Source organism: Poseidonocella pacifica, assembly GCF_900111875.1.
Lineage (GTDB): Bacteria > Pseudomonadota > Alphaproteobacteria > Rhodobacterales > Rhodobacteraceae > Poseidonocella > Poseidonocella pacifica.
In genome coordinates this window covers 548,524-560,124 of sequence record NZ_FOJU01000003.1, presented here as the reverse complement: position 1 = coordinate 560,124, position 11,601 = coordinate 548,524, and the positions used below count along the sequence as shown (strand labels likewise).

Here is an 11,601-nt window from a genome sequence, read left to right as displayed (position 1 = left end):
AGTGGGTCAACTCGGTCCGAAGGGCGAGCATTCCACCTGTCGCGCCTGTAGCCGGCGACAGGCCAGAGCCGCGGTTTCCTGTGTCATTCCCACGAAATGGGCATCGTATCCCCGTGGCGATTTTACAACCTTGCGCAGGCTTCCATCAAGAGTGGACATCTCCGTCAGGGCCGTTTGCAACAGGATCCTCTCAGCCTGATAGCGCGACCCATACCGGCCCACATTGATCCCCCACAGACGCCCGCCAGAGGAACTGATCCGGGTCACGACTTCAAGTTCTGGCTCCGAGTTCGCCCGGGATTCCATAAGCGCCGCCGGACGGACCGGCGGCAGACCGGTCGGGCTGGCGATCACGGGGATGGGCGCGGCACCTTCTGGCGTCGTTGCGGCGAGCGCTACGGCTTCGGCAATGTCGTCCTTGAGATCGACTGCGACGGCAGCAGGAGCTTCCATAGCCGCGACGACGGCTGCGGTCGCTACGATGGGTCGTGCCTGTGGGAACAAGCTGCGTTTGACGGCGGTGACTGTTGCGACGGCAACACCTACGCCCTCAAATCCGGGCTTATGCGGTTTTTGCAGGCGGGCCACACGAGGGGCGCGTGCAAAACCCATATCAAGCAGTTCGGCCACCCGTTCGTTGCGCTGCGCCGTAGAGCGGCCCCCGAACATGGTCGCGATGATGCGGGTCTGACCACGCTCCGCGCTGGCGACAAGGTTAAAGCCCGCCGCGCGGGTGTACCCCGTCTTGATACCATCGGCGCCCTTGTAGGCCGCGAGGAAGCGACGGTTCGTATTGGCAACTTCGCGCAGACCGGCATGGGTCGAACGGCGGGAGAAGAGGTTATAGTACTCAGGGTAATCATAGAGCATGTGACGGCCGAGGATCGACATGTCCCGCGCGGTGGAAAGATGCCCCTGCTCGGTCAGGCCATGTGCGTTCTTGAAGGTGGTGCGGGTCATCCCGAGGGATTTGGCCGTGCGGTTCATGTGCCGTGCAAAGGCGGCCTCTGACCCTGCGACAGCCTCGCCAAGCGCGGTCGCCGCATCGTTCGCCGATTTCACTGCCGCGGCGCGGATCAAGTAGCGCAGCGCGATGGTCTGGCCCTTGCGCAAACCCAGCTTCGAGGGCGGCTCTGCTGCTGCATTGGCGGAAATGGTAATCTTCTGATCAAGGCTCAGCTTTCCGGCTTCGATTGCCTGAAACACGGTGTAGAGTGTCATCATCTTCGTCAGGGAGGCGGGATGAAGCCGCGTGTCGGCGTTGCGCGAATGAAGAACCTCACCTGTTCTGGCATCCATCACCATGGCCGCGTAGGGCGCGGCAATCGCAGAGATCGGAGAAAGTGCCAGAAGTGTGATGAGTACGACGATCACGGGTGAACGATGGGCCGATGACCCAAGCCATGCCTTCATGGTGCCTGCCTCTTTTTACTGTGCCTCATTGCCGAAACTTGTTCCGTCCGGTCAACGTTAATTGATCTGATGTTAGCACATCAGCCTGCGCGGAGAAACCCTTTACATCTAAGGGAAAAACCGATTTTGGTTACGGAAGTGTTAAAGGGCTATATCTTGTGCAAGCATGTTTTGCTGCCCCAAAATGCTCACGCATCTCCCTCAATGCGCGAAAGCACCTCGCCAAGGGCCGAAAGTTGCTCGATCTGGTAAAATCGGTGTGAGCTTTCGGGAGGATCGGCGCGTTCCAGCGCCCAAGTCAGGGCATGAGGGAGGTAGACACCGAAACCACCCGTTTCGATCACCGGAAGGACGTCGGATTTCAAAGAGTTGCCCACCATCAAGGCGTGCTCTCCGGTGCTGCCATGCCTCTGGAAAACCGTCTCGTACACGGTCGGCGTCTTTTCGCTGACAACCTCCACCCCATGGAACAGATCGCCCAAGCCGGACTGCGCGAGTTTGCGCTCCTGGTCCAAAAGGTCGCCTTTGGTGATCAGCAACACGCGATGCGACCGCGAAACCGATTCGACTGCTTCCCGTGCGCCTTCCAGCAACTCGATCGGGTGTTCGAGCATCTCGCGCCCGATGTCGATCAGCGCTTGTATGGTGGTCGCGGACGCCCGTCCGTCGGTGACTTCGATGGCGGTTTCGATCATCGAGAGCGTGAAGCCTTTGACCCCGTAACCATAGTGCCCGAGATTTCGCCTCTCTGCCGCCTCCAGCCGTGCCATAAGGTTCTCCGGCGGGGTTTCGTCGGCGAGCAAAGCTGCAAAGCGATCTTGGCTGAGTTTGAACACGCGCTCGTTGTGCCAGAGCGTATCGTCGGCATCGAAACCGACGATGGATAGCTTTCGCGTCATATCTGTGCCCTTTTCGTGAACCGCACTCTTTTCTGTCGGCCGGCATTGGCTATATAGAAAGCCCATATAGATACGAGTGGATTGACCCGAACTATGCCCCTACCTCCTCGCATGATGGCAGATCCCCCCGGCCACTCGCCGGACGGTTCGGTAGTGGTCGATACCAAGCCCAAGACCAAACGCCCGCCTCTCTACAAGGTGCTTCTGCTTAACGACGACTATACGCCGATGGAATTCGTGGTCCATGTGCTGGAACGTTTCTTTGGTCTGAACCACGCACAGGCGTTTGAAATCATGCTCACCGTCCACAAAAAGGGTCTTGCCGTCGTCGGGGTATTTTCCCACGAGGTTGCCGAAACCAAAGTCACCCAAGTGATGGATTTCGCGCGTCGTCATCAGCACCCGTTGCAATGCACGATGGAGAAAGAGTGAGACTCTGTCCTCGCTCCGCCCCATGAGTGCCGCGCGCCTGACACTTGCTCTGGATGCGGGGATCGTCGCGCTTCCTGAAGAGGGCACCATCGCGACCCTTGGTCCGGTGGTCGAGCAAGACCTTTGGGGTTTGCCCAAGGATCGGACCGTTGTGATCAGCCGGGATCGGTTGGTGCATGATGCGCTCGGGCCATTTGGGTATGATCGCGCGGAGACGCTGCCGGAAGATGTCGCCGTGGTCATCGTTTTCCTTCCACGCGCACGTGATTTGGCGCGGGCCCACTTGCATGCCGCAATGCGCAGCGGTGCGGAGGTCCTTGTCAACGGGGCGAAGGTCCACGGTGTCGACAGTCTCTATCGTGAAATCGGCAAGCACGCGGCGGTTTCCCCTGCATGGTCCAAGGCCCATGGCAAGGTGTTCAGCATTGCCGCCGGGCAAGAGCCTCCGGCGCAGTGGGCCGAAGGCCAACGCACGATTGAGGGCGGTTTCGTGACTGCGCCGGGCATCTTCTCCGCGGACGGTCCGGATAAGGCTTCGGTTTTGCTCGCGGCCGAGATCGAAGGGCTGTCGGGCCATGTCGTGGATCTTGGTGCAGGGTGGGGCTTTCTCGCAAAGCATGCGCTTGGCACCTCTGAGGAGATTACCAAACTCGATCTGGTAGAGGCTGATGGCCGCGCCCTGGATTGCGCCCGCATGAATTTGGACGATCCGAGGGCCGCGTTCCACTGGGCGGATGCGACGCGCTGGACCCCTGAAAAGAAACCTGACGTGATCATCACCAATCCGCCGTTTCATCAGGGACGCAATGCCGATCCCGCTCTTGGACAGGCCTTTATTGCGGCAGCGGCCGGGATGCTTGCGCCGAAAGGGCAACTCCTACTCGTAGCCAACCGGCATTTGCCTTACGAGGTATCGCTTGCCGAACGATTTGGGCAAACAGAAGAAATTGGCGGGGACCGCGGTTTCAAGATCCTGCGGGCCGCCAAACCTAGACACTAGGACTGGAGACAACTGTTGTCATATTCCATCGAAGGGCGCACGGCCATCGTCACCGGGGCGGCCAATGGTGTTGGGCTTGCCATCGGTCGGCATTTCGTGGGCCAAGGCGCGCGTGTCATGTTTGCAGACATGGACGAAGGCCGATTGCTCCATGAACTGGCGGAATGGTCGGATGACCGAGAGCATGTTGCTTACTTCGCGGGTGACCTCCGGGAAAAGCTGACGATCGCCAACCTGCTTTCCGCTACACTCGATAACTTCGATCGCGTGGATATCCTCATCAATGCAAGTCGCCAGATGATGTCCTCCAGTTGCCTCGAGGGGGACGGCGAAACGCTGCGCACCTTGATCGACCAGAATGTCATGACGGCATATCGACTGTCGCAAGCCGTGGCTCGCCGGTTCATCAAACAGTCGAACCCTGAGGATCAGGGGAGCGCAGGGTCTATCGTGAACCTTTCCTCCATTGCCGCACGCCGCACGCATCCCGATCTTCTGGCGTATTCCGTAAGCTCGGCCGCGCTCGATCAACTTACCAGATCGATGGCCGTGGCGCTCGCGCCGGAGCGGATCCGGGTCAATTCCGTGGCCTTTGGTTCCGTCATGAGCCAGAGCCTCCGTGATACGCTCAAGGAAAACAGCGATTACCGCGAGGACATAGAGGATCACACGCCGCTGTCGCGCATCGCCAATCCCGCCGAGGTGGCAGGATCGGTTCAGTTCCTTTGCTCCGAAGCCGCGGGCTTCGTCACGGGTCAGATCATGACTGTCGATGGAGGCCGGACCCTCCTTGATCCGGTGGCCGCCCCCGCGCACTAGCCCTCTGGGTAGGCAGTGCGACAGGCAGCAATTCTCGATTGCGCCTCATCCGCGAGCTGTGCGCGTTTGGCCCGTAGTTGACGCAGGATATCCCGCTGTTCCTCAAGGTTGACCGCCACCGGGCGCGTCCTCTCAAAGTCTCGCTCTACCCGGCAAAGCCGTGCATCGCCGTCTTCATCGCGGCACCGCTCAAATCGGGTGCGGGTTTCCGTTTCGGTCACCACGGCATAGCCACGGGTCACGATTTCCTGCTTCTCCGCAATCAGGCGGTCGATGACCCGCAGGTCCTTGTTCGCGCGGGAGACGCATTGTTGCTGCGGGCTGGCGCAGCCGGCGATGATCAGAACAGCGGGCAGGGCGAATTTCCACATATGGCACCTCCAGTTGGATGCGATCCTAGCGCGCGGGCCCCTATGGCGGAAGAGGCCACGCCTTGCTAGAAGCGCCGGACTGCCGATAGGAGACCCGAGATGACCGAGCTTACCGAACAAAGGCGCAAGGCCGCCGAGTGGTTCCACAGCCTGCGGGATGAGATTGTCGCCGCCTTCGAGACACTCGAAGCCGAGGCTGCCGGGGATAGCGATCCGGTGAAGTTCGATGTGCGCGAAACCCGGCGCGCCTCCGAGGATGGCTCCGACACAGGCGGCGGGTTGATGAGCGTGCTGCGCGGCGGGCGGGTTTTCGAGAAGGTCGGCGTGAACGTCTCGGAGGTCTACGGACGTCTCGGGGATCGGGCACAGGTCGCGATGGCCGCGCGCAAGGGCATTCCGGGCATGGCCGAAGATCCGCGTTTCTGGGCTTCGGGGATAAGCCTTGTGGCCCATATGCAAAACCCTCATGCACCAGCAGTGCACATGAACACGCGGATGTTCTGGACCCCCCATGCATGGTGGTTCGGTGGCGGCTCCGACCTCAACCCTTGTATCGAATACCCCGAGGATACCGAGCATTTCCACGCCGTTCAAAAGGCGCATCTCGATCCGCATGGTGATGGGTTCTATCCCCGGCTGAAGGCGTGGGCGGACGAGTATTTCTACATTCCGCACCGCAAACGCGCCCGCGGTGTGGGCGGCATTTTTATGGATGATCACTGCAGTGGTGATTGGGATGCCGATTTCGCGCTGACGCGTGATATCGGGCGCGCGTTTCTACCCGCCTACCTGCCGCTGGTGGAGCGGCGCCAAGCACTGGATTGGGGCAAGGCGGAACGAGAGATACAGCTTGTCCACCGCGGGCTCTATGCCGAATACAATCTTGTCTATGATCGCGGCACGAAATTCGGGCTGGAGACGGGGCACGATCCCGATGCGGTCTTGATGAGCTTGCCCCCCCTCGCGAAGTGGATTTGAGCGCCCGGCGGTTCGCAGGCTTGGACAGTGCCGGAACTGTCACATCGTGGCGGTCACCGGGCCAGTGACCGCCACGTATGACGCGCTTTAATCCGCGGTACCGCGCACTGGAAGGGGCGTCTCTGGATCCGGTCTGAGGTACTTTTGAACGAGGAACGCGCCGCCCGCCACGGCGATACCAAACAGATCCGTAAGCAAGCCACCTTCGATCATGAGCAACGCAGCGATGATGACGGCAAGCCGGATGTACCATGCCGCTCTGCCCCCGAGGAACCAGCCCTGAACCCCGGAGGAGAGCAGGAAGACGCCCACGATTGCCGTAATGCCCGCAGGGATCACTTCGAGCCAGGTGCCCTCCATCAGCAGAGCCGAATTGTAGAAGAACATGAACGGCACGATGAAGGCCGCGATACCGATCTTGAACGAGGCGACGGAGGTTTCCATCGCGTTCGCCCCTGATATCCCCGCCGCCGCATAGCTTGCCAAGGCAACCGGCGGCGTGATCGCAGACAGCACCGCGAAGTAGAATACGAAGAAATGCGCCGTGAGATGCGGAATGCCGAGCTGGACCAGCCCCGGAGCCACCACTGACGCGGCAACGGCATAGGCCGCTGTTGTGGGCATCCCCATTCCGAGCAGGATCGCGATGCACATCGCAAAGAAGAGGGCGAGCAGTTGAGAGGCTTCGGCCAGCCCGAGGAGCAAGGACGAGAACCGTGCGCCCACCCCGGTCAGGGAGATCACGCCGACGATGATGCCGGCACAGGCACAGACGGCAATGATCTGGATCGACATGACCCCGGCGATTTCAAAGGCCTTGGCAATCTCGCGCAATCCCATACGGAATGGGGTGAGCCATGAGATGACCGCCGCCGACAGGGTCGCAAGCGTGCCCGCCCGGATCACCGAGTAGCCCATGAAGAGGGCGTAGATCAGGATGATGATCGGCAGGAACAGATAGACCCTTTTCACCAGTTCGCGGAAATTCGGCAGTTCATCCTCACGCATGCCGCGCATGCCGAGTTTCGCCGCTTCGAAATCCACCATGAAGTAGACGGAAACGAAATAGAGCACGGCGGGGATGATCGCGGCGACGGCAATGTCAGTGTATGGAATGCCGGTGATTTCGGCCATGATGAAGGCCCCGGCGCCCATGATCGGGGGCATGATCTGCCCGCCGGTGGAGGCCGCGGCCTCTACCGCGCCCGCGACCTTTTTGTGATACCCCACCTTCTTCATCAGCGGGATGGTGAGCGAGCCCGTGGCGACGACATTACCTGCGCTGGTGCCGTTGATCATGCCCATCAGGCCAGAGGCAAAGATCGCCACCTTTGCAGGGCCGCCCCGTGCGCGACCAGCCGTTGCAAAGGCGAAGTTGACGAAGTAGTCCCCCACCTTGGAGGCCTGCAGGAAGGCCGCGAAGATGATGAAGAGGATAATGTAGGTAGAGGATACCGCGGTAGTCGGCCCGAGGATGCCAGCATCCGTGTACACCTGCGAGAAGAACCGCTGCCACGTGATGGCAGGTGAATTCAGAAAACCGGGGAGAAATTGCCCAGCGAAAACATAGGCAAGGAAGATCCCCGCAATGATGATCAACGCAAGCCCCGCCATGCGGCGGGTCAATTCCATGATCAGAGCGGTCCCGGCGACTGCCGCGATGGAGATACCGATAGGTGCGAAGGGCGTTCCGGTCGAGTTTCGCATCAAGGTGCCGTAGATCGTGATGAGATACGTGGCGACGGTGACTGCGCAAATCAGCAGCAGAACATCCGGCGCGGCGAACCCCGAGCGGTGCCGCCCGTGCAACCATGATACCACGATCCCTCCACCGGTTGCCGCGATCAGAGGTACGCCGAACAGCCACGTCTCCCGAGATTTGATGCCCGCGTCCATTCCGTTCCACATGGTTCCGGATTCAATATCGAGCGCGAAGGAGATCGCCGCGCCGAGTGACAGGATCGCGGGGATCATCAGCGCATAGGAGATGTAGCCGAGAAACGGTGTTTCCCCTTTGCCCGGTTCGGGGAAAGTCTCCCGCCCGGCAAAGAGCAGGAAGCCAAGGGAAAGGGCCCCGGCCACGTGAACGATGCGGAAATTCCATGTCTCCATCGGGAAGGTCGGGAGGAGAGGGACGGAAACCCCGGTCCATTCATAGATCGACAGGCCATTGAGCGCCGCCATATGGAACGCGGCATAGAGTGCCGCGAAGGCGAAGATGAAGACCATGCGCCACCCGTCGAACATCCGGCGATTGCTTTCGATGGGCTCCTCGTCGACGCCTTCGGCCATGACGACCCCGTCTTGATCACCGGTGCTCTGAACCATGTTTGTCCCTCCGCGGCGTCGCCGCCTTGCGTCTTGTGTCGCGTCTTTAAGACGTCGGGGCCGCATTCCCATCGAAAAGCGGCCCCGATATAAGTCTGATCAATGTGCGAATTACATTCCGTGGATCATGTCATCCGGAATGTCGGCGCCGGCGTTTTCCTTGAACCAGCGGGCCGCACCGGGGTGCCACTTGAGAACCTTGTTCTTGTCCCAGTTCTCCGGAAGTGTGCTCGCCGCCGCGCGGTGGATGTTCACCATGCGCTCGTTGTCGGACATGACGATGTCGACCACGGCGTTGACGAAACTCTCCGGAAGGTCGCAGTTGGCGATCGAGAAATTCCACATCGAGACAGAGCGGGCAGGGGCCTCAAGCGTGGTGTAGGTATCGGCGGCAATATCGAATTCGGACACTGGGAATTCGCCGAGCAAGGTCGCCTGTTCCTCTTCGGTGAATTCGATGATGTTCACGTCCGTCTGCACTTCGAGCTGGCTGACCGCCGGAACTGGTACACCCGCCGCAAAGGCGATGACGTCGAGCAAACCGTCCTGAAGCTGCCCCCCGAGATCGGACCACCCGCCATTGCGCCGGTCGTAGTTGACGCCGAGCGCGTCCATCATGCGCGGGAAGTAGGTGTCCGAAGTCGATCCCGCTGGACCGAAGCCGATCTTGGCCCCGTCCGGAATGTCGGCAATCGTTTCGATGCCTGATGACGACAGCGCCGTGACGGAGAAGGGCGTCTGATACATCGGGAACATCGCGCAGGCGCCGGTCATCTGGAGGCCCGGAGCGATCGGGTTCGTTCCGTCGAGCGACTCTTTCGCGGGGCCCATGGTCGTCATGCCGAACTGCGCATCGCCCGTATGGACCAGCGCCATGTTCTGCATGGGGCCGCCGGTCACTTCGCCGCCGCCGGAAATGCCAAGCTCTTCTGCAACAAGGTTGGCCCAGCCAGAGCCATAGGCGAAGTACGTGCCGCCCTGCGATGCCGTGCCGACGGTGAAGCTTTCGGGCCAACCGTCGCGGTCCATGTGCGCTTCTGCGAACGCGGTCCCGGCCAGCCCGGCGACGGCGGTTGCCGCGATAAGCGTGTTGGTGATTTTCATGCAATCCTCCCAGATGATGCGAAACTTACCTTTTCGTCTCGGGGCAGAGTATTGAACAATGCGATGCTTACAAGGAAAAAGGGCCGCCTGCCCCGGTGCGCGGCGGCTGCCGTGACGTCCGCGTGCGGATTGTGCGGCGCGAGTAGGGCGGCTATAGGGCGGCCAACCGAATGCAGGAGGACCGACATGACGACCGCAACCAACGCCCAACTTGAGACCGCCATCGAAGCCGCTTGGGAGGCCCGCGATGAGATCACCCCCAGCACGGGCGGTGAGACGCGCGAAGCCATCGAGGACACGCTGAACGCACTCGACAGCGGGCAGTTGCGCGTCGCGGAAAAGCGCGGGCAGGACTGGCACGTCAACCAATGGGCCAAGAAGGCCGTGCTGCTCGGCTTCCGCATCAAGGACATGGAGCAACAATCCGGCGGGCCCCAGGGCGGCGGCTGGTGGGACAAGGTCGACAGCAAGTTCAAGGGCTGGGGCGACAACCAATGGCGCGCGGCGGGCTTCCGCGCGGTGCCCAATGCCGTGGTCCGCAAATCGGCCTATATCGCGCCGGGCGTGGTTCTGATGCCCTCTTTCGTCAATCTTGGCGCCTATGTGGGCGAGGGGACCATGGTTGATACATGGGCCACCGTCGGCTCTTGCGCACAAATCGGCAAGGGCGTGCACCTTTCGGGCGGTGTCGGTATCGGCGGCGTGCTGGAACCGATGCAGGCGGGCCCGACGATCATCGAGGATAACTGCTTCATCGGGGCACGCTCCGAGGTGGTCGAGGGCGTCATCGTCCGCGAGGGCTCCGTTCTGGGCATGGGTGTCTATCTCGGGCAGTCCACCAAGATCGTTGACCGCGAAACCGGTCAGGTCTTCATGGGCGAAGTGCCGCCCTATTCGGTGGTGGTCTCCGGCTCCATGCCAACCAAGAACAACCTAAACCTCTACTGCGCCGTAATCGTCAAGCGCGTGGATGAGCGAACCCGCTCCAAGACGGGCATCAACGAGCTGCTGCGCGACTGAACCTTGCCGGGATCGCACCGCGCCCCATACTATGCCACGAGAGACAGCGAAAACCGGAGGGTTAAGATGCAAGGACTAGGTTGGTTTGCGGCGATCATCGTCGGCGGGTTGGCAGGATGGATCGCCAGCATGATCATGAAGGCCGACACCGGCCTTTTCACAAATATCATTCTGGGGATCATCGGCGCGATCGTGGCGAATTTCCTGTTGGGAATTCTCGGGATCAACGCATCGGGCACATGGCTTGCCCAACTGATCGTCGGCCTGATCGGGGCGTGCGTCCTCATTGCCGGCTGGCGCGCGATCAAACGCTGAAGCATACGCCTGACACGCGAAGGGGCTGTCCATCTGGCTGGATGCGACGGCCCCTTTTCATTTTCAAGCTACCGTTCAGAGCGCGCCAATGAGGCGGGCATATGCGCGAAAATCATGAATGATCGCTTTAGTGACGAAACCGTGTCCAGCGGCGAACAGAAACCCTGAAGCGCGACAGGTATCCCGACAAATACCGCGAGCATTCCGCGATAGCTTAGCGCCCTAGCTGCTCGGGAAGAGTGCGCTGACAAACTTCTATCCCCGTTCTTTGTTGTGTGAGCTTGGTCCTGCGCCGCCCAAGCATCAAGAGCACACCCCTTGATCCCGTCACCCCTGCCGTCTATACGCGCCCGGTGGCCGTCCGGGCCACGATTCCATCATCAACGCCGTGGTCGGCCCATCCGTCGCTGGGGGCCGCATCCGGCAAAGGAGAAGCGACATGAAACTGCACGAACTTCGTGATAATGACGGCGCGACCAAAAAGGCCAAGCGCGTCGGCCGCGGCCCCGGCTCCGGCAAGGGCAAGACCGCAGGGCGCGGTATCAAGGGTCAGAAATCCCGTTCGGGTGTGGCGATCAATGGCTACGAGGGTGGCCAGATGCCGCTCTACCAGCGCCTTCCGAAGCGTGGCTTCAACAAGCCCAACCGTAAGAAATTCGCTGTTGTGAACCTCGGCCTCATCCAGAAGTTCATCGACGCCAAGAAACTCGACGCCTCCGCTGCGATCACCGAAGACGCGCTCGTGGAGAGCGGGCTCGTTCGCCGCAAACTCGACGGTGTGCGCATCCTCGCCAAGGGTGAATTCAACGCAAAAGTGACCCTTGATGTCACCGGCGCGTCGAAATCCGCGGTCGATGCGGTTGAGAAAGCTGGCGGTACGCTGACGGTCGCTTCGGCACCCGCTGCGGAATAAGGAGTTGTG

12 protein-coding genes are annotated in these 11,601 nt (G+C 60.9%); 7 read left to right on the top strand and 5 right to left on the bottom strand.

Annotation, left to right across the window (positions count from 1 at the left end; genetic code table 11):
• Window positions 1–6 precede the first annotated feature (6 nt).
• Window positions 7–1,413 (bottom strand): D-alanyl-D-alanine carboxypeptidase family protein, encoded by a 1,407-nt coding sequence (locus BM234_RS11305; RefSeq protein ID WP_092064767.1) that lies wholly within the window; start codon window positions 1,411–1,413, stop codon window positions 7–9.
• A 188-nt stretch (window positions 1,414–1,601) separates the two neighbouring features.
• Complete coding sequence (locus BM234_RS11300) at window positions 1,602–2,312, bottom strand: HAD family hydrolase (protein WP_092064764.1); 711 nt, start codon at window positions 2,310–2,312, stop codon at window positions 1,602–1,604.
• A gap of 93 nt (window positions 2,313–2,405) precedes the next feature.
• Between BM234_RS11300 and clpS the strand changes: the two genes are divergently transcribed.
• The 3 genes from clpS to BM234_RS11285 are packed head-to-tail and all read left to right on the top strand — an operon-like array spanning window position 2,406 to window position 4,563.
• Window positions 2,406–2,744 carry an ATP-dependent Clp protease adapter ClpS gene (clpS, locus tag BM234_RS11295; RefSeq protein WP_092064761.1) on the top strand — a complete coding sequence of 113 codons (339 nt, stop codon included), beginning with the start codon at window positions 2,406–2,408 and terminating at the stop codon, window positions 2,742–2,744.
• A 22-nt stretch (window positions 2,745–2,766) separates the two neighbouring features.
• Entirely contained in the window at window positions 2,767–3,744 is a 978-nt protein-coding gene (locus tag BM234_RS11290) for a class I SAM-dependent methyltransferase (RefSeq protein WP_092064758.1), read from the top strand.
• Window positions 3,745–3,759: 15 nt separating this feature from the next.
• Window positions 3,760–4,563, top strand: a complete 804-nt coding sequence (locus BM234_RS11285; RefSeq protein ID WP_092064755.1) for an SDR family NAD(P)-dependent oxidoreductase — start codon at window positions 3,760–3,762, stop codon at window positions 4,561–4,563.
• Here the strand turns inward: BM234_RS11285 and BM234_RS11280 are convergent.
• Window positions 4,560–4,934: a hypothetical protein gene (locus BM234_RS11280; protein ID WP_092064752.1), complete on the bottom strand. Its 375-nt coding sequence runs from the start codon at window positions 4,932–4,934 to the stop codon at window positions 4,560–4,562. The genes BM234_RS11285 and BM234_RS11280 overlap by 4 nt on opposite strands.
• A 99-nt stretch (window positions 4,935–5,033) precedes the next feature.
• Here BM234_RS11280 and hemF point away from each other — a divergent pair, with 99 nt between their 5' ends.
• Window positions 5,034–5,912, top strand: a complete 879-nt coding sequence (gene hemF / locus BM234_RS11275) for an oxygen-dependent coproporphyrinogen oxidase (protein WP_092064749.1) — start codon at window positions 5,034–5,036, stop codon at window positions 5,910–5,912.
• 87 nt (window positions 5,913–5,999) lie between these two features.
• On the opposite strand, the gene BM234_RS11270 is transcribed toward hemF, so the two are convergent.
• Together BM234_RS11270 and BM234_RS11265 are read right to left on the bottom strand one after the other, a co-directional pair.
• Entirely contained in the window at window positions 6,000–8,240 is a 2,241-nt protein-coding gene (locus tag BM234_RS11270; protein WP_092064746.1) for a TRAP transporter permease, read from the bottom strand.
• 111 nt (window positions 8,241–8,351) lie between these two features.
• The gene (locus tag BM234_RS11265) at window positions 8,352–9,344 is read right to left on the bottom strand and encodes a TAXI family TRAP transporter solute-binding subunit (RefSeq protein WP_092064743.1); all 993 of its coding nucleotides are present in this window, start codon (window positions 9,342–9,344) and stop codon (window positions 8,352–8,354) included.
• Between the two features lie 186 nt (window positions 9,345–9,530).
• Here BM234_RS11265 and dapD point away from each other — a divergent pair, with 186 nt between their 5' ends.
• From dapD to rplO, 3 genes are all read left to right on the top strand, one after another.
• Window positions 9,531–10,364, top strand: coding sequence for a 2,3,4,5-tetrahydropyridine-2,6-dicarboxylate N-succinyltransferase (gene dapD / locus BM234_RS11260; protein WP_092064740.1), 834 nt, complete (start codon window positions 9,531–9,533; stop codon window positions 10,362–10,364).
• 66 nt (window positions 10,365–10,430) lie between these two features.
• Window positions 10,431–10,679 carry a GlsB/YeaQ/YmgE family stress response membrane protein gene (locus BM234_RS11255; RefSeq protein ID WP_092064737.1) on the top strand — a complete coding sequence of 83 codons (249 nt, stop codon included), beginning with the start codon at window positions 10,431–10,433 and terminating at the stop codon, window positions 10,677–10,679.
• Between the two features lie 439 nt (window positions 10,680–11,118).
• Complete coding sequence (gene rplO / locus BM234_RS11250) at window positions 11,119–11,592, top strand: 50S ribosomal protein L15 (RefSeq protein ID WP_092064734.1); 474 nt, start codon at window positions 11,119–11,121, stop codon at window positions 11,590–11,592.
• Window positions 11,593–11,601: the final 9 nt, after the last annotated feature.

What these genes read in the sequence shown, in the direction of transcription:
- BM234_RS11305 (WP_092064767.1), bottom strand. Translation starts at nt 1,413, where the DNA reads ATGAAGGCATGGCTTGGGTCATCGGCCCATCGTTCACCCGTGATCGTC.
- BM234_RS11300 (WP_092064764.1), bottom strand. Translation starts at nt 2,312, where the DNA reads ATGACGCGAAAGCTATCCATCGTCGGTTTCGATGCCGACGATACGCTC.
- clpS (WP_092064761.1), top strand. Translation starts at nt 2,406, where the DNA reads ATGCCCCTACCTCCTCGCATGATGGCAGATCCCCCCGGCCACTCGCCG.
- BM234_RS11290 (WP_092064758.1), top strand. Translation starts at nt 2,767, where the DNA reads ATGAGTGCCGCGCGCCTGACACTTGCTCTGGATGCGGGGATCGTCGCG.
- BM234_RS11280 (WP_092064752.1), bottom strand. Translation starts at nt 4,934, where the DNA reads ATGTGGAAATTCGCCCTGCCCGCTGTTCTGATCATCGCCGGCTGCGCC.
- hemF (WP_092064749.1), top strand. Translation starts at nt 5,034, where the DNA reads ATGACCGAGCTTACCGAACAAAGGCGCAAGGCCGCCGAGTGGTTCCAC.
- BM234_RS11270 (WP_092064746.1), bottom strand. Translation starts at nt 8,240, where the DNA reads ATGGTTCAGAGCACCGGTGATCAAGACGGGGTCGTCATGGCCGAAGGC.
- BM234_RS11265 (WP_092064743.1), bottom strand. Translation starts at nt 9,344, where the DNA reads ATGAAAATCACCAACACGCTTATCGCGGCAACCGCCGTCGCCGGGCTG.
- dapD (WP_092064740.1), top strand. Translation starts at nt 9,531, where the DNA reads ATGACGACCGCAACCAACGCCCAACTTGAGACCGCCATCGAAGCCGCT.
- BM234_RS11255 (WP_092064737.1), top strand. Translation starts at nt 10,431, where the DNA reads ATGCAAGGACTAGGTTGGTTTGCGGCGATCATCGTCGGCGGGTTGGCA.
- rplO (WP_092064734.1), top strand. Translation starts at nt 11,119, where the DNA reads ATGAAACTGCACGAACTTCGTGATAATGACGGCGCGACCAAAAAGGCC.